The following is a 15,628-nucleotide window of genomic DNA, read 5'->3' as shown; positions in this document are numbered from 1 at the left end:
CCGACGATGAAGCCGTTCGGATTCTTCCACCTCAAGGGGATCGGCGGGCAGATCGCCGCGCTGGTGCTGGCTTCGACCGTCGCGCTCCATCTCGTCGTCACCACCGCCTTCCTGATCAGCCGGCCCGACCGCCCCGACACGCCGCCGGACGGCGCGCATCAGCTGACCGATGCCGCGCTGCTGCTCGGCTCGGCCGAGGCCAGCGAGCGTCCGCGCCTCGTCGCCGATCTCGCGCGCGCCTTCCCCAAGCTCGGCATCGAAATGCTCGCGCCCGGCACCGCAAGCGTCGAAGAGAGCGACAATCAGCACCTGCGCGGGATGCGCCGTCATCTCGGACGCGGCTACAGGGCGGTCCAGCTGACCTCGGGCGGCACAAAATCCCGCGTCGGCGTCGAGTTGCGCGACGGCACCATGATCGCCGGACATGTCGATGGCGGCCCGCGCCCGTGGTTCTGGGGCGCCCCCTGGCTGACGGCGCTGATGACCGCCTTCATCTGCGTCAGCGTGCTCGGCCTGTGGGCGGCGCGCGCGCTGGCAGCACCGCTATCGTCCTTCGCCAAGGCCGCCGAGAATTTCAGCCTCGATGGCGGGGCGGAGCCGCTGCCGGAGCGCGGCCCGGAAGAGATCCGCTCGGTGGCGCGCGCGCTCAACCGCATGCATGAGCGGATCGCACGCCTGATGTCGGATCGCACCAGGATGCTCGCCGCGATCAGCCACGATCTGCGCACGCCGATCACGCGGCTGCGCCTGCGCGCCGAGTTCATCGAGGACGAGGGCAACCGCAAGCGCATGCTGATGGACCTCGACCAGATGCGCGCGATGCTGGAATCGGTGCTGTCGCTGCTGCGCAACGACCGCAAGGTCGAGGCGGTTACGCTGGTCGACATCGCCAGCACGCTGCAGCTCGTCGCCGACCAGTTCAGCGACATGGGCCATGTCGTGCATTATGACGGGCCGGCGTCCGCGACCGCCGCCGCGCGGCCCGACGATCTGCATCGTGGCGTCACCAACCTGGTCGAGAACGCCGTGCGCTTCGGCGCCGAGGTGATGATCCGCCTCGACATCTCGGGCACCACGCTCGTCATCGACGTCGAGGACGACGGCCCCGGCATTTCGGATGCGCGCAAGCAGGAGGTGCTCGAGCCGTTCGTGCGCGGCGACGATGCGCGCACCATGGACGAATCCACCGGCTTCGGGCTCGGCCTGTCGATCGCGCGCGCGATCGCACTCGCCCATGGCGGCGAGCTGTCGCTGCACGACCGCGCGCCACATGGACTAATCGTACGGATGCAATTGCCGCTCTGGCAGCAGCCGCGGCTCGCCGCCTAACTCAAGCCGCGAGCGGCGGGTGCACGATGGCGGTCTCGTCGAAGATGGCCACGGCCTCGAAGCGATAATTGCAGGCTTGGCAATTCCAGAGATAGGAGACGCGCCCCTCGCCCGGCTCGATCCAGTCAGGCTGCGGGATCGGCGTGCCGCATTGGGCACACGGGTTCTGTCTGGGGATGTTGCCGGCATACAGCCTGGCCATGTTTGAATTTGTCATGGCACCTCTCCCGATTTGCAGCGTCTTCTTACTCGCTTTCGCTGGCACGCGCGAATAGACAGGCGTACTGCCGCGAGCGGGGGTCGTCCGCCCCCGAAGCTCTCTTGCGCCAGCTTTGAGTCGTAACAGCGGCTCGGCACTGCAAAAACGGGCGATGGCGGCGTTTGGTCACATCATCGCCGCGTTCGGAAGGCCTAACGACGACTGGGCTCAGGTCACTCTAGGGGACCTCAGGGATATCTGATGAAAATTTTACGCATTGCCGCGCTGCTCGCGGCCGGATTGACATTGCCGCAGGCCGCAATCGCGGGTGAAGCTGAATATGCCGAGATGGTCGCGGCCCATGCCCGCGCCAACGGCGTGCCGGAAGCGCTGGTGCACCGCGTGATCATGCGTGAGAGCCGCTACCAGCCGCACCTCGTCGGCCATGGCGGCACCATCGGGCTGATGCAGATCAAGCTCGCGACCGCGCGCGGCGTCGGCTACACCGGCGATGCCGCCGGCCTGCGCGATCCCAACACCAACCTCACCTATGCCGTGAAATACCTCGCGGGCGCCTATCGCGCCGCCAATGGCGACCATGCCCGGGCCGTTCGTTATTTCGCCGGCGGCTATTACTACGCCGCCAAGCGCCAGCGGCAGGAGACCGTGCAGCTCGCCAATATGGGCGATACCAATATGGGCAATATGGGCCAACCCTGGCTCGAGCCGAACGGCAATCCGCAGCCGATGTTCGGGAACGTCCCGCATAAGAAGCTGGCCCAGCGCGTCCGCAATGCGCGGGCGCAGGCCCTGAAATAACTCCCGTGTCCCGGACGCGCTGCGACGCGAAGCGTTGCTGCGCAGAGCCGGGACCCAGCATCCCATGCATCAGCATGGGCCCCGGCTCAGCAGCGCACCACTGCGTGATGCGCTGCGTCCGGGGCACGGCTGCGGTTCCCGTCAAGACGCGTTGACCACCCCGCCCCACTGTCCTACATTAGAGCCGTTCCGAGGGGTGCTCCGAGGAGGAGCTGAGATACCGCTAAATGGGCAATAACGCCCAGGACCGCGGTGACCCTTTGAACCTGATCCGGGTCATGCCGGCGAAGGGACAGGGATGTTGCAAACGACCAAGCGACCGGACTCACCGGTATCCATCATCGGCGCAGGCATCGCCGGAGCCTGGCAAGCCCTGCTGTTCGCGCAGGCCGGCCATGCCGTGACCTTGCACGAGCGCGGTGACGAGGCGATGACGGACGCCACCAGCCATTGGGCCGGCGGCATGCTCGCACCCTATTGCGAGGCCGAGGTCGCCGAACCCATCATCAGCCGCCTCGGGCTGCGCTCGCTCGACCTTTGGCGGCGCGAGCTGCCGGACACGCCGTTCAACGGCTCGCTGGTCGTCGCCCATCCGCGCGAACGCAACGATTTCGAGCGTTTTGCGCGCATGACCGAGGACCACCGCCGGCTCGATGCCTCAGGCCTCGCCGCGCTCGAGCCGTCGCTGGAGGGCCGCTTCCGCGACGCGCTGTTCTTCCCGGCCGAGGGCCATGTCGAGCCGCGCCGCGTGCTGCCGCAGTTGCACGATCGCATCCGCGCCGCCGGCGGCACCATCAAGTTCTCCAGCGACGTCGCAGCCGGGGATCTCGACGGCATCGTGATCGACTGCCGCGGCCTTGGCGCCCGCGACGAACAGAGCGAGCTTCGCGGCGTCAAGGGCGAGATGATCCTGATCGAGACAGACGAGGTGCAGCTGGCGCGCCCGGTGCGGCTGATGCATCCGCGCTGGCCGCTCTACGTGATCCCGCGCGAGGACAATCTGTTCATGCTGGGCGCGACCTCGATCGAGGCCGAGGACACCGGCGTCAGCGTCCGCTCCGCGCTGGAGCTGCTGGGCGCCGCCTACGCCGTGCACCCCGCGTTCGGCGAGGCCCGCATCGTGGAGTTCGGCTCCGGGCTTCGTCCCGCCTATCCCGACAATCTGCCGCGCATCGGCATTCGCGGCCGCAGGATCAGCGTCAACGGCCTCTATCGTCACGGCTTCCTGATCGCGCCGGCGCTCGCCGAGCTGACGCTTGCCTATGTCGAGCGCGGCCAGATCGACAATGAGGTGATGCAATGCGTTTGATCGTCAACGGCGAGCAGCGCGAGGTGACTTCGGGAAGCGTCGATGCGCTGCTCTCGGAGCTCGACTACGAGGGCACGCATTTCGCGATCGCGCTCAACTACGACGTCGTGCCGAAGAGCCGCTGGGCCGAGACGAGCTTGAAGGCCGGCGACGAGATCGAGATCATCACGCCGCGGCAGGGAGGGTGAGGGAGATGCCTGTCGTCACAAACGACGCCGTCATCCTGAGGTGCGAGCCGTCTTCGGCTCGCCTCGAAGGATGGCCGCAAGCGGCGCTGTCATCCTTCGAGGCGCGCAAGTGCGCGCGCCTCAGGATGACGGTCTGTGCAAGTCGCCCGCAAGGAAATTGAAGCCATGGTGACCTTCTACGGCAAATCCTTCGCCTCCCGCCTGCTGATCGGCAGCGCGCTCTACCCCTCGCCTGCGATCATGCAGTCCGCGATCCGTGCCTCCGGCTCGAACATCGTCACGGTGTCGCTGCGGCGCGAATCCGCCGGCGGCAAGACCGGGGACGCGTTCTGGAATCTGATCCGCGAGCTCGACGTCACCGTGCTGCCGAACACCGCGGGATGCCGCAGCGTGCGCGAGGCGGTGACCACCGCAAAGCTCGCCCGTGAACTGTTCGGCACGAGCTGGATCAAGCTCGAAGTCATCGCCGACAACGACACGCTGCAGCCCGATGTCGTTGGCCTCGTCGAAGCCGCCGGCATCCTGATCAAGGACGGCTTTGAAGTGTTCCCCTATTGCACCGAGGATCTCTCGGTCGCCAACCGCCTGGTCGATGCCGGCTGCAAGGTGGTGATGCCGTGGGCCGCGCCAATCGGCAGCGCGAAGGGCATCACCAATCGCGATGCCTTGAAGCTGATGCGCGAGCGCCTGCCCGACATCACGCTGGTGGTCGACGCCGGTCTCGGCGCTCCCAGCCACGCCGCGCAGGCGCTGGAGCTCGGCTATGACGCCGTGCTGCTCAACACCGCGATCGCAAAAGCCGCCGACCCCGTCGCGATGGCGAACGCCTTCCGTCTCGGCTGTGATGCCGGCCGCACCGCTTATGAAGCCGGGCTGATGAACGCCCGCGACTTCGCCTCCCCCTCCACCCCTGTCGTTGGGACTCCGTTCTGGCATGCCGTATCCTGATCGATTTTATCCCGTCGTCGACAGCCTCAAATGGGTCGAGCGACTGACAAAGCTCGGCGTGGGCATCATCCAGCTGCGCGCCAAGGAGCTCAACGACGCCGACGCGCTGCAGATCGTCACCGATGCGCTGGCGATCACCAAGGACACGCAAGCCAGGCTGGTCGTGAACGACTATTGGCGCGCCGCCGTCGTCGCCGGCGCGAAATATCTGCATCTCGGCCAGGAGGATCTGGCGGAAGCCGATCTCAAGGCCATCCGCGAGGCTGGCCTCTCGCTCGGCGTCTCCACCCATGACGATGCCGAGCTTGAAACCGCACTCGCGGCCAAGCCCGACTACGTCGCGCTGGGCCCGATCTTCTTCACCACGCTCAAATCGATGCGCTTCGAGCCGCAGGGCATTCCGAAGATCACCGAATGGAAGAAGCGCATCGGCGCCATCCCGCTGGTCGCGATCGGCGGCATCAAGTTCGAGCAAGCCGCGGAGATCTTTGCGGCGGGCGCGGATTCGATCGCTGTGGTGTCCGACGTCACGCAAAACGCCGACCCCGATGCCCGCGTGCGTCAGTGGCTCGGCCTGTCCACGGAGGCTGCGTGATGCATGTCCGCCCCTCTTCATCCCGTCACCCCCGCGCAACGGCGCAGCCGTTGTCGCTGGAGGTGGCCGCTTTTTCAGCGGCCCTCGAAGGGCGACGGCCCGGCTCTTTCATCCTTCGAGGCTCGCTTCGCGAGCACCTCAGGATGACGACATCAAACACTGCACAACAGAATTAAACCGGAGGATCCCATGAACATCCGCTCCAACCCCGAAAAAACCGTCCCCGCCGTCACCACCGGCCCCCTGCCCTCCTCGCGAAAAATCTTCGCCTCGCCGGACGCCGCGCCCGATCTGCGCGTGCCCTTGCGCGAGATCATCCTGTCCGAAGGCGCCGGCGAGCCGAACCTGCCGGTGTACGACACCTCGGGCCCCTACACCGATCCGTCCGTGACCATCGACGTCAACGCTGGCCTTGCCCGCAATCGCAAAGCCTGGGTGCTGGAGCGCGGCGGCGTCGAGGAATATCAGGGCCGGCAGATCAAGCCGGAGGACAATGGCAGCGTCTCTACCGACAACGCCGCGCGCGCGTTCAGCGCCTATCACCAGCCGCTGCGCGGCCTCGACGGCCACAAGATCACGCAGCTCGAATTCGCCCGCGCCGGCATCATCACCAAGGAGATGATCTACGTCGCCGCCCGCGAGAACCTCGGCCGCAAGCAGCAGCTCGAGCGCGCGGAAGCAGCCCTCGCCGACGGCGAGAGCTTCGGCGCCGCCGTGCCCGCGTTCATCACCCCGGAGTTCGTTCGCGACGAGATCGCGCGCGGCCGCGCCATCATCCCCTCCAACATCAACCATTCCGAACTCGAGCCGATGATCATCGGCCGCAACTTCCTGACCAAGATCAACGCCAATATCGGCAACTCCGCGGTGACGTCTTCAGTCGAGGAAGAGGTCGAGAAGATGGTGTGGGCGATCCGCTGGGGCGCCGACACCGTGATGGACCTCTCCACGGGGCGCAACATCCACACCACGCGCGAATGGATCTTGCGCAACTCGCCGGTGCCGATCGGCACCGTGCCGATCTACCAGGCGCTGGAGAAGTGCAACGGCGATCCGGTGAAGCTGACCTGGGAGCTCTACAAGGACACGCTGATCGAGCAGTGCGAGCAGGGCGTCGACTATTTCACCATCCACGCCGGCGTCCGCCTGCAATACATCCACCTCACCGCCAACCGCGTCACCGGCATCGTCTCCAGAGGCGGCTCGATCATGGCGAAGTGGTGCCTGGCGCATCACAAGGAGAGCTTCCTCTATACGCATTTCGACGAGATCTGCGACCTCATGCGCAAGTATGACGTCTCGTTCTCGCTCGGCGACGGCCTGCGCCCCGGCTCGATCGCGGACGCCAACGACCGCGCGCAGTTCGCGGAGCTGGAGACGCTCGGCGAGCTCACCAAGATTGCGTGGGACAAGGGTTGCCAGGTCATGATCGAAGGCCCCGGCCACGTGCCGATGCACAAGATCAAGATCAACATGGACAAGCAGCTCAAGGAGTGCGGCGAAGCGCCGTTCTACACGCTTGGACCGCTGACCACCGACATCGCGCCGGGCTATGACCACATCACCTCGGGCATCGGTGCCGCCATGATCGGCTGGTTCGGCTGCGCCATGCTCTGCTACGTCACGCCGAAAGAGCATCTCGGCCTGCCCGATCGCAACGACGTCAAGGTCGGCGTCATCACCTACAAGATCGCCGCCCACGCCAGCGATCTCGCCAAGGGCCACCCCGCAGCCCAGCTGCGCGACGACGCCCTCTCCCGCGCCCGCTTCGACTTCCGCTGGAGCGACCAGTTCAACCTCGGCCTCGACCCCGACACCGCCAAGAACTTCCACGACGAGACCCTGCCCAAGGAAGCCCACAAGGTCGCCCATTTCTGCTCGATGTGCGGCCCAAAATTCTGCTCGATGAAGATCACCCAGGACGTGCGGGACTACGCGGCGACGCTGAACGATCCGAACTCGGTCGGCATGTCGATGGCCGGCACCGCCGAGGACGGCATGGCCAAGATGAGCGCGAAGTTCAAGGAGATGGGCTCAAGCGTTTATCTGGATGCGGAGAAGGTGAAGGAGAGTAATCGGGTGTTGTGAGGAGCATCGTCGCCCGCTCTTCGGGCGCCCAAGAGCGAGATAGGCCGAGCAAGTATTCGGCCTATCGAAGCTCGTGGGATGACGGGCCCCAATCGCCATTCACTTGCAGGAACGCTCCCATTTTCGCGTCTCAGGGATGAACGTCCTGAAAAATCTTCTGCACGGTATGCATCGCTCATCTTGGCGACTAAAGGTCATATCTGCTGGACAGGTTGAAGCAGCTATTTCACCTCCCGATGGACCGCTGCCGGACTTCGTGGATGTCGAGCCTCCCCCGCTCGGACAGACGATCGTCACGTTGCCCTGGGTCACAATGTTCGGACTGCAGCTTCCCTTCGACTCTTGGCTGGTCCCTGTCTGCGCCCGCGCATAGTCCGCTCCCAATGCGAACAGGATAACGATGCTCGGAGCTATCGCAAATAGCAACACACGACGCGTTGAATGATCCACTCGGCGCGTCTCGCTATTTGCTCTGAATAACCACGTCGCCTTTGGTGACAATATTCGGGCTGCTATCTCCAGATGATCTCTGTTCAATCTTCTGCGATTTCTCACAGGTTTGCTTGATAGCGGCCTCAGCCATTCGCGTCCGACAATTCCTGACGTTAATCAGCTCGGACCCAAGTTGCTCGCGTAAAACGTTCTCATATCCCGTTAATTGAGTTTCGGCCTTCAGTTCACCGCCCGCAGAGCCGAGCATCCTTCGAAGCAGTCCTTTTGCCTCAGCATTGAGCTCCCCTGAGCTTGTGACCAGCCGGGACGATCCTTTGGTTGAAATCTCACCACAAATGTCTTGCGCAAATTCCTTAGCTTCGCCCAAACAGCTAGCGCTCGCCGATTGCAGGGGCACCATGCAGAGCAAGAGAACCAATACGTCAATCCTCACGAACCGATCCCTTTCGCTTCCGCCGCGATCGACCTTACCTTTTGCGAGCAATGCACGCAATGCGCATCTCTTAGGTGAATTCTGTAGACCGGATTGCGAAAATTGACACCTGACACGATTCCCCACCGCCTCCCCGACCAGCTCCGTCCCAATCTCCGTCTCGTCTTCGTCGGCACCGCCGCCTCGACGCGCTCGGCCGAGCTCGGGCACTATTACGCCCATCCCGGCAACCGCTTCTGGCGCGCGATCCATGAGGCCGGGATCACGCCGCGGCGCTATCAGCCGGGCGAGTTTGCCTCGCTGATCGAACTCGGGATCGGCTTCACCGATCTCTCCAAATCGGGTGCCGGGATGGATCACCAGATCGCGGCGGAGGCGATCGACGTACCGGGGTTCAGGGCGAAGATGGACAAGTATCGGCCGCGGACGATTGCGTTCACGAGCAAGAAGGCGGCGAGCTTGTTTTATGGCAGGCCGTCGAGTGCGATAGCGCTGGGGCGGCAGGCGCGCGATGAGAGCCTGCCGGAGATCTTCGTGCTGCCCTCGCCGTCGGGTGCGGCGTCCGGGCATTGGACGATTGAGCCGTGGCGCGAGCTTGCGGCTTGGATCGGTGCGTAGGGTGGGCAAAGGCGCGTCAGCGCCGTGCCCACGATCTTTCCGTCGGTCGAGCAGGACGTGGGCACGGCGCGCGAAGAGCGCGCCTTTGCCCACCCTACGAGACCGACGATGTGGTTTGCTGTGTAGATCGGTCAACAATAGCGCGTCACATTCCGCTGTCGTCCCCGCGAACGCGGGGACCCATAACCCCAGGGAGTAGTTTGGCGGAGACTCGGCGGTTCGGTACTGAGAACAACCCACCGATAGATCACGCGGTATGGGTCCCTGCTTTCGCAGGGACGACACCGTTGGTTTGGCCGCATGCGCGACGAGATCAGATCTTTGTCGGAATCCGCCCTCGTCGTTCGTCCTCTGCAAGCCAATCACCCGGAGCTCCAGATGCCCCCCACCCTCACCGCCTTCGAAAACTCCCCCGACCGCGGCCGGGGACAGGCGCGCGACATGCGGGTTCGCTGGGCGTTCGAGGAGGTCGGGCACCCCTACGACGTTCGCCTCGTCTCGTTCAAAGAAATGAAGGAGCCGGCGCATCGCGCGCGGCATCCGTTCGGGCAGATCCCGACCTATGAGGATGGCGATCTCACTCTGTTCGAGTCGGGTGCGATCGTGCTGCATATCGCCGAGCGCCACGATGGCTTGCTGCCGAAGGACGCCAATGCGCGCGTCCGCGCGATCGCGTGGATGTTCGCCGCGCTGAGCACGGTGGAGCCGCCGATCGTCGAGCTCACCATGGCCATGCTGTTCGAGCGCGACAAGAGCTGGTACGCGGAGCGGCTGCCCGGCTTGCAGGATCACGTCCGCGTCAGGCTCGGCGAATTGTCCCGCCACATCAGGGATGCCGAATGGCTCGACGGCGCCTTCAGCGCCGGCGATCTCATGATGGTGACGGTGCTGCGGCGGCTGAACACATCTGGCCTGCTCGACGAATATCCTGAGATCGCCGCCTATGTCGCGCGCGGTGAAGCGCGGCCGGCGTTCCAGCGAGCGTTCGATGCGCAGCTTGCGGTGTTTAGGGCTGTATCACAGCCGTAGGGTGGATTTAGCCCGGGCTGCGCGAAGCGCAGTCCCTCGGCGTAATCCACCTCTGTCTATATCGGCGGACACAGAAGAGGTGGGTTACGCCGCGCGGGCCGCGCTTCGCGCAGCCGCTCGGCTAACCCACCCTACGATCGCGTCCCGCCGCCTCACTGAAACCGATACGTCATGGCGAACGTCGCCAGATGCGTTCGCATCGCGACGTCGTAGGTGTTGACGGACGGGTCGAACTCGGGTCGGCCGCTCGACCGTGCGACGGTGAAACCGGTGCTGCCGTAGTCGACATAGCGGTATTCGGCGCGCGCGAGCCAATTGCCCCACAGCACCGTCTCCAGGCCGCCGCCGAGCGTCCAGCCCATCTTCGTGGTCGACGAATTGATGATCGGCGACGACAGCGCGAAGAAGCCGCTGCAATTGCGGCTGGTGCAGGTCGAGGTCAATTCGAAGTTCTGCCACGCCGCGCCGGCTGTGGCATAGAGCATGGTGTGGGGGTTGACGAGATAGCCGGCGCGCGCGCGCAAGGATGCGTCCCAGCGGCTGCGGATCGAAAGGCTCTCGCCCGGCGCCTGGGAGTCGGCGAGATGGATGCTGGTAAAACCTTCGCGCATGGTGGTGCGGTCGGCGAAGCCGACGTCGCCCTCGACGCCGGCGGTCCATTGCGGGGCGAGCTGCCAGAGATAGCCCGCATAGGGGCTGGCGCGAAACGCGGTGTTGTCCATCGGGCGGTTGTTGGCGCGCTTGGCGAGGTCGAACGCAGAGCCGCCGATCGTCTCCGACGTCGCGGTCAGGTCGGTGCGCGTGGCGCGCGCACCGAGGCCAAGGCCGAGATACGCACCCGTCCAGGACGGCAGCATGGCGGCCTGCGCCTGCAGCGGATGCGAACCGGCGCCGGTGACGGGAGCACCGAACTTGTAGGCGAGGCCGACGCTCGCCGTGTGGGTCCGCAGCCTGGTATCGAAATTGTCGACCGTCAGCGTGGGCCCCGCGCCGCTTCTGGTGCGCGCGAGGGCGAACGGCGTGGTTCCGAAATCGGCGTAGCGATAATCGGCGCGCAGCAGCCAGTTGTCCCATAGCGCGGTCTCGAGGCCGCCGCCGAGCGTCCACCCCGTCTTGATGGCGGAGTTCGAGACCACGGCGGGCAGCGCATTGTTGCAGGTGGCGCCGACACAGACCGAGGTGACGTGGAACTGCTGCCAGGCAAGTCCGCCCGTCACATAGACCAGTGTCGCCGGCGTCAGCAGATAGCCGGCGCGGCCGCGCAGGCTCGCATCCCAGCCGGCCTCGAGCGCGAGGCTGTCGACGAGGAAGGTGGACGAGCCGGCCCGCGGCGAGGCGCGAAACCCCTGGAGGATGGTGGTCTGGCGACAAAAACCGACATCGCCTTCGACGCCGACGACCCAGCTCGGTGCCACCTGCGAATTGAAGCCGGCATAGGGATTGACGCGAAGACCCGGGCCGTCGAACGGCTGACTGACGACGGCATCGCTGATGTCACGGGGAACGCCGTCCTCCAGCACCGATGTGGTGGTGAGGTCGGCGGCGGTCGATCGGAAGCCGAGGCCGAGGCCGGCATAGAAGCCGGTCCACGACGAGACCGCGACCGGCGGCGCCTTGGTGAACGGCTTTGCCGCGAGGTCCGCAGCCCGTGCCGGTGCTGCGAAGGCGAGCCCGACCAGAAGCGCACCGCCGCAAGACAATGCCGGCATGTTTCGGCGGGTCGATGAACATCGCATGGCGGGCCCTGGCGCAATCATTTCAGGCCGAATCCATACTGCGAACGGGCGATATTTCGCGTCCTCCGATCGAACGACACCGCCCACAAGGCGCCGGACTGTTGCAAGCCTGTCACTGCGGCGATACGACTCCGGGTGGAAGGGAGCCGCCCATGCTGACCCTCTATTCCTACCCGCAACTGTTCGGCGTCGCCGACAACAATGGCTACGGTCTGAAAGTCTACGCCTTCTTCAAGCTCGCAGGCCTGGAGTTCGTGCACGAGCACATCTTCGATGCCTCGGCCGCACCGCGCGGGCAGCTGCCTTACGTCGTCGACGACGGCGAGAGCATCGGCGACAGCGAGACCATCATCGCGCATGCGATCGCGAAATATCGTCTCACCATCGATGCCGGACTCTCACCGGAGCAGCGCCGCACCAATCTCCTCGTCACGCGCATGCTGGACGATCTCTATTGGGTGATGTCGTATTCGCGCTGGAAGGACGAGCGCTTCTATCCGGCGTTCCGCGACGGCTTCATTGCGCAGCATCCGCAGATCAATGCGGAAGGGTTCGAGAAGGCGAAGGCGTATAATGCGCAGCGCTATCATTACCAGGGCATCGGCCGCTACAGGCCCGATCAGGCTTACGCGCGCGGGCTCGCCGATTTGCAGGTGCTGGCCGAGATCGTGCCGGCCGCGGGCTTCGTGCACGGCGCGGCGCCAACGAGCATCGATGCCGGCATCTACGGCTTCATCGCCAACATCTATTATTTTCCGATCCCGACGCCGCTGAAGGCGTTCGTCGACGCGCAGAATAATCTCGTCGCGCATTGCGAGCGGATTCATGCGATGGTCGGGACATCGTAGGGTAGGTTAGCGCAGCGGCTGCGCGATGCGCGGGCCGATGCGCGTAACCCACCTCTTCTCTTTCCGCGGTGACAGACGTGGTGGGTTACGCCAAGAGGCTAACCCACCCTACGGAACCGTCCCTACCGCATCGTGATCGCGAGGCCGCTGAGATCCGCATTCGCCATCAACCCGACCTGCGTGCCCGTCAGCTCCAGCACGGCGCCCTTCTGGTTGGTGAGCACGATGGCGCGGGCGCCGCGGCCGACGGCAAGGCCGGCACCGGCGGCGCCGTAGACGCCGGCAACATCGGAGGGACGGTTGATGTTGGAGACGCGGCCGCGCAGCACCGTCTTGGAACCGCCGAAAACGAGACCGTAGTCGAGCCCGCCGGTGGAGAGCCCATAGGAGCGGCCGCGGAAGTTGAGCACGCCCGAACCGCCGGAGCCGCCGATGATCCAGCCCGCCTTGTAGATCGTCAGCGTCACGAAACCGCCGTCGGCCCGCGCCGCGGTCGACAGCCCGGCCAGGGCGGCAATGGCGACCAGCGCGGCGCGGAAGGTGGATGCGATCTTCATGGAGGTCTCCGGGGGCTATTTTTCAAGGGGGGAATCGAATCAGACGCAGCGAATCTACCCGATCGATCGCGGCGGCAAAATGATGGGGCTGCCCTGAGACGCAAGGTGCAGCGTCGTACTCAACCGTCATCGCCCGGTTCAACCGGGCGATCCAGTATTCCAGAGGCGGCGGTGATTGAGCCGAGAGGCCGCGCGGTCAATGCCGGGGCATGACGGCGGAGGTTCGGGCACAAGGTCGCGCATCGCCATCATCCCATTCTGCCCTTGTTTTGCCCGACGGAGCAACTTGACTGTTTCGCCTTTACCGAATTACAAAAAAACTCAATGATCTCCAAATGATCTCTACTGTGCATGGGGTTGTTTTCTCGTTTTTGTTCTTGCCCGTCTCCGCAACCCAATTGCAAGTCTCCCGCATGTCGCTACGCTCATGCGGGCTACGCGCCCGTTCCTACATTCGAGGTGATGCCATGCCGATCCAGCATTTCGCGCCCCCGCCGCATGTGAAGGCGCCGCCGCTGTCCTTTGCCACGCGCGTCGGTGATCTCCTGTTCGTCTCGGGCATTCCGGGCTTCGATGCCAATGGTGCGCTACCCGACGGTTTCGAGGCGCAGTTCGCCAATGTCGTCGTCAACATCAAGCGCGTGCTGGACGAGGCCGGCGCCGGTGTCCGCGACCTCGTCAAGGTCAACGTGCTCTTGACCCGCGCCTCCGACGTCGCCGCCATGAACGCGCTCTATGCCGGCGCCTTCGGCCCGCCGCCCTATCCGGCCCGCACCACTTGCGTGGTGCAGGCCCTGCCCGACCCGAGGATGCTGATCGAGATCGAGGCGGTGGCCTCGCTGGCGAAGTGAGCCACTGAGCGTGTGGCTTGCCGGGCACGCGGCCGAACCAAATGCTTGGGGAACAGCTGACATGTCCGTGAACGGCAGCTCCCCGGCTTGCAAAGGACCTGCTTTTACCGCACGAATTTTTGCGTCCTACTTCCCCACAAGGAGATATTTCATGCGTCGCGTTCTCGCCCTCTGTGCCGTTGCCGGCATCGCCACCTCCGTCTTTGCCGTGCCGGCCTTGGCGGCGGTCGGCTATTACGTGATCCGCTGGGACAACACCGGCATCTGCCAGGTCTGGAACGAGGACCTGAAGTACAAGCCGTTCCAGTGGGGCGTGTCGACCTACAAGGTCGTCAGCAAGCCGCTCCCGACCTTCGCTGCTGCTTCCGACGTCCAGATCAAGATGCGCGCCGAGCGCCGCTGCATGCTCTGAGCTTTTGCAACGGACCGGATTTGGAGGGCGGGTCGCGCGAGCGATCCGCCTTCTTCTTTTTGCGGGACCCGCGCGTTTTCCGGCCGAAATCGGCCATGTCCCGCCCGCGCGCTTTGAACCTGGCCGGCCTGCGGAACTACTCACATCTTGTCCGGGGCGCATCCCCAAGACGTCCCGCACCAGCCTTCCCCGTCATTGCCGGGAGGCACATCACATCATTCATTTGAGGAGCTGATCATGCGTCGTATTTCCGTGCTGTGCGCTGCCGCCGGTCTTGCCGTCACCGCCTTCGTCGCGGCGAGCCCTGCGGAAGCCAGCTATCACCTGATCCGCTGGCAGGACACCGGCCTGTGCCAGATCTGGGACGAGAGCATCCCGACCACGCCGTGGCCGGCCGGCTATCATCGCGCCAGCGCAACCGTGCCGACCTTCATCGACGCCCTCGCGGTGAAGGATGCCGCGCTGAAGAATGGTCAGTGCACCTGGTAAGATTTCGATCGGCGGACGAAGAGCGGGCAAGGACCATGCGTTCTTGCCCGCTTTCTATTTCCGAGATGCCGTAGGGTGGGCAAAGGCGCGCACTTCGCGCGCCGTGCCCACGCCTTTCAACGACGGGCAAATGGTGGGCACGGCGCGATGCGCCTTTGCCCACCCTACGAGACCTGCGCAAGCAGAGGCAGGACCTCTCACGCGTCCTTGTGCGCGCCGGGATGGATCAGGACGTCGCGCGCGGCGGCGAGGTCGATGAAGGCTTGCGTGCTGCCGCCGTGGTCGGGATGCATGCCCTTGGCGGCGCGGCGATAGGCCTGGTTGATGTCCTCGCAGGTGAGCTGCACCGCGAGCGGCAGGCCGAGCATCTTGCGGGCGCGATCCTCGCTGGACAGCTGTTTCGGCGTGGCGTTGCGACGGCCGAAGCGCGGCGCGGTCAGATCATGAACGACTTCGAGAACGACGCCGATGCGGCGCTGGGCCGCCAGCGTGACGCCGTGATCGTCATTGTCGACCGCCTGGCGCAGCACCGGAAGCGCCTGCTCGGCGGCCTGGCGCAGCGTGGCATCGACGCTCATCCGCGCGATCTCGGCCACGAGCCGGCCCGCCTCGGCCCAATCGGCCGAATGCGCCGACCGCAGGCGTTCGAGGGCGAGTTTCCAGGAGTCGTGTCGAGAGTCGAGCCGTTCCATCATGCGCGCAACGTTTAGCAATGAAGATCAGTATG

18 protein-coding genes and 1 riboswitch are annotated in these 15,628 nt (G+C 65.0%); of the genes, 13 read left to right on the top strand and 5 right to left on the bottom strand.

The features are described from left to right. Window positions 1-6: 6 nt before the first annotated feature. A complete protein-coding gene (locus RAD04_RS23455) occupies window positions 7-1,329 on the top strand; it encodes an ATP-binding protein (protein WP_461625657.1) in 1,323 nt (440 codons plus the stop codon). Between the two features lies 1 nt (window position 1,330). Here the strand turns inward: RAD04_RS23455 and RAD04_RS23450 are convergent, their stop codons facing one another. Further along, the gene (locus RAD04_RS23450) at window positions 1,331-1,546 is read right to left on the bottom strand and encodes a hypothetical protein (protein ID WP_461625656.1); all 216 of its coding nucleotides are present in this window, start codon (window positions 1,544-1,546) and stop codon (window positions 1,331-1,333) included. A 243-nt stretch (window positions 1,547-1,789) separates the two neighbouring features. Between RAD04_RS23450 and RAD04_RS23445 the strand changes: the two genes are divergently transcribed. From RAD04_RS23445 to thiC, 6 genes are all read left to right on the top strand, one after another. Further along, on the top strand, window positions 1,790-2,347 hold the full coding sequence (locus tag RAD04_RS23445) for a transglycosylase SLT domain-containing protein (protein WP_461625655.1): 558 nt from the start codon (window positions 1,790-1,792) through the stop codon (window positions 2,345-2,347). A gap of 182 nt (window positions 2,348-2,529) precedes the next feature. Then, a riboswitch (TPP riboswitch) is annotated at window positions 2,530-2,658 on the top strand. Continuing rightward, on the top strand, window positions 2,646-3,656 hold the full coding sequence (locus RAD04_RS23440) for an FAD-dependent oxidoreductase (RefSeq protein ID WP_091966120.1): 1,011 nt from the start codon (window positions 2,646-2,648) through the stop codon (window positions 3,654-3,656). Its footprint overlaps the riboswitch before it by 13 nt. Continuing rightward, window positions 3,647-3,844, top strand: a complete 198-nt coding sequence (gene thiS / locus RAD04_RS23435) for a sulfur carrier protein ThiS (protein ID WP_461625654.1) — start codon at window positions 3,647-3,649, stop codon at window positions 3,842-3,844. Before RAD04_RS23440 ends, thiS begins: the two co-directional genes overlap by 10 nt. Before the next feature lie 165 nt (window positions 3,845-4,009). Then, window positions 4,010-4,792 (top strand): thiazole synthase, encoded by a 783-nt coding sequence (locus RAD04_RS23430; RefSeq protein ID WP_461625765.1) that lies wholly within the window; start codon window positions 4,010-4,012, stop codon window positions 4,790-4,792. After that, a complete protein-coding gene (locus tag RAD04_RS23425; protein WP_461625653.1) occupies window positions 4,779-5,387 on the top strand; it encodes a thiamine phosphate synthase in 609 nt (202 codons plus the stop codon). Before RAD04_RS23430 ends, RAD04_RS23425 begins: the two co-directional genes overlap by 14 nt. A 189-nt stretch (window positions 5,388-5,576) precedes the next feature. Further along, entirely contained in the window at window positions 5,577-7,475 is a 1,899-nt protein-coding gene (thiC, locus tag RAD04_RS23420) for a phosphomethylpyrimidine synthase ThiC (RefSeq protein WP_461625652.1), read from the top strand. A 463-nt stretch (window positions 7,476-7,938) separates the two neighbouring features. Here the strand turns inward: thiC and RAD04_RS23415 are convergent, their stop codons facing one another. Next, window positions 7,939-8,421, bottom strand: coding sequence for a hypothetical protein (locus RAD04_RS23415; protein WP_461625651.1), 483 nt, complete (start codon window positions 8,419-8,421; stop codon window positions 7,939-7,941). A gap of 42 nt (window positions 8,422-8,463) precedes the next feature. Here RAD04_RS23415 and RAD04_RS23410 point away from each other — a divergent pair, with 42 nt between their 5' ends. Both RAD04_RS23410 and RAD04_RS23405 read left to right on the top strand, forming a co-directional pair. Further along, window positions 8,464-8,979, top strand: a complete 516-nt coding sequence (locus RAD04_RS23410; protein WP_461625650.1) for a mismatch-specific DNA-glycosylase — start codon at window positions 8,464-8,466, stop codon at window positions 8,977-8,979. Window positions 8,980-9,357: 378 nt separating this feature from the next. Continuing rightward, on the top strand, window positions 9,358-10,008 hold the full coding sequence (locus tag RAD04_RS23405) for a glutathione S-transferase family protein (protein ID WP_461625649.1): 651 nt from the start codon (window positions 9,358-9,360) through the stop codon (window positions 10,006-10,008). A 152-nt stretch (window positions 10,009-10,160) separates the two neighbouring features. Here RAD04_RS23405 and RAD04_RS23400 read toward each other — a convergent pair whose 3' ends face one another. After that, window positions 10,161-11,717 (bottom strand): outer membrane protein, encoded by a 1,557-nt coding sequence (locus tag RAD04_RS23400; RefSeq protein WP_461625648.1) that lies wholly within the window; start codon window positions 11,715-11,717, stop codon window positions 10,161-10,163. A 179-nt stretch (window positions 11,718-11,896) separates the two neighbouring features. Between RAD04_RS23400 and RAD04_RS23395 the strand changes: the two genes are divergently transcribed. Beyond that, a complete protein-coding gene (locus RAD04_RS23395) occupies window positions 11,897-12,592 on the top strand; it encodes a glutathione S-transferase family protein (RefSeq protein WP_461625647.1) in 696 nt (231 codons plus the stop codon). A gap of 122 nt (window positions 12,593-12,714) precedes the next feature. On the opposite strand, the gene RAD04_RS23390 is transcribed toward RAD04_RS23395, so the two are convergent. Then, window positions 12,715-13,149 (bottom strand): hypothetical protein, encoded by a 435-nt coding sequence (locus tag RAD04_RS23390; protein WP_461625646.1) that lies wholly within the window; start codon window positions 13,147-13,149, stop codon window positions 12,715-12,717. 467 nt (window positions 13,150-13,616) lie between these two features. Here RAD04_RS23390 and RAD04_RS23385 point away from each other — a divergent pair, with 467 nt between their 5' ends. The 3 genes from RAD04_RS23385 (at window position 13,617) to RAD04_RS23375 (ending at window position 14,901) form a co-directional block, all read left to right on the top strand. Next, on the top strand, window positions 13,617-14,000 hold the full coding sequence (locus tag RAD04_RS23385; protein WP_183260661.1) for a RidA family protein: 384 nt from the start codon (window positions 13,617-13,619) through the stop codon (window positions 13,998-14,000). 151 nt (window positions 14,001-14,151) lie between these two features. Next, entirely contained in the window at window positions 14,152-14,412 is a 261-nt protein-coding gene (locus tag RAD04_RS23380) for a hypothetical protein (RefSeq protein WP_461625645.1), read from the top strand. A gap of 237 nt (window positions 14,413-14,649) precedes the next feature. Then, window positions 14,650-14,901 carry a hypothetical protein gene (locus RAD04_RS23375; protein ID WP_038947729.1) on the top strand — a complete coding sequence of 84 codons (252 nt, stop codon included), beginning with the start codon at window positions 14,650-14,652 and terminating at the stop codon, window positions 14,899-14,901. Window positions 14,902-15,098: 197 nt separating this feature from the next. Here the strand turns inward: RAD04_RS23375 and RAD04_RS23370 are convergent, their stop codons facing one another. Beyond that, on the bottom strand, window positions 15,099-15,596 hold the full coding sequence (locus RAD04_RS23370; protein ID WP_461625644.1) for a J domain-containing protein: 498 nt from the start codon (window positions 15,594-15,596) through the stop codon (window positions 15,099-15,101). Window positions 15,597-15,628: the final 32 nt, after the last annotated feature.

It is taken from the genome of Bradyrhizobium sp. 25ACV (assembly GCF_054863005.1).
This window is presented reverse-complemented; position numbering and strand designations above follow the sequence as displayed.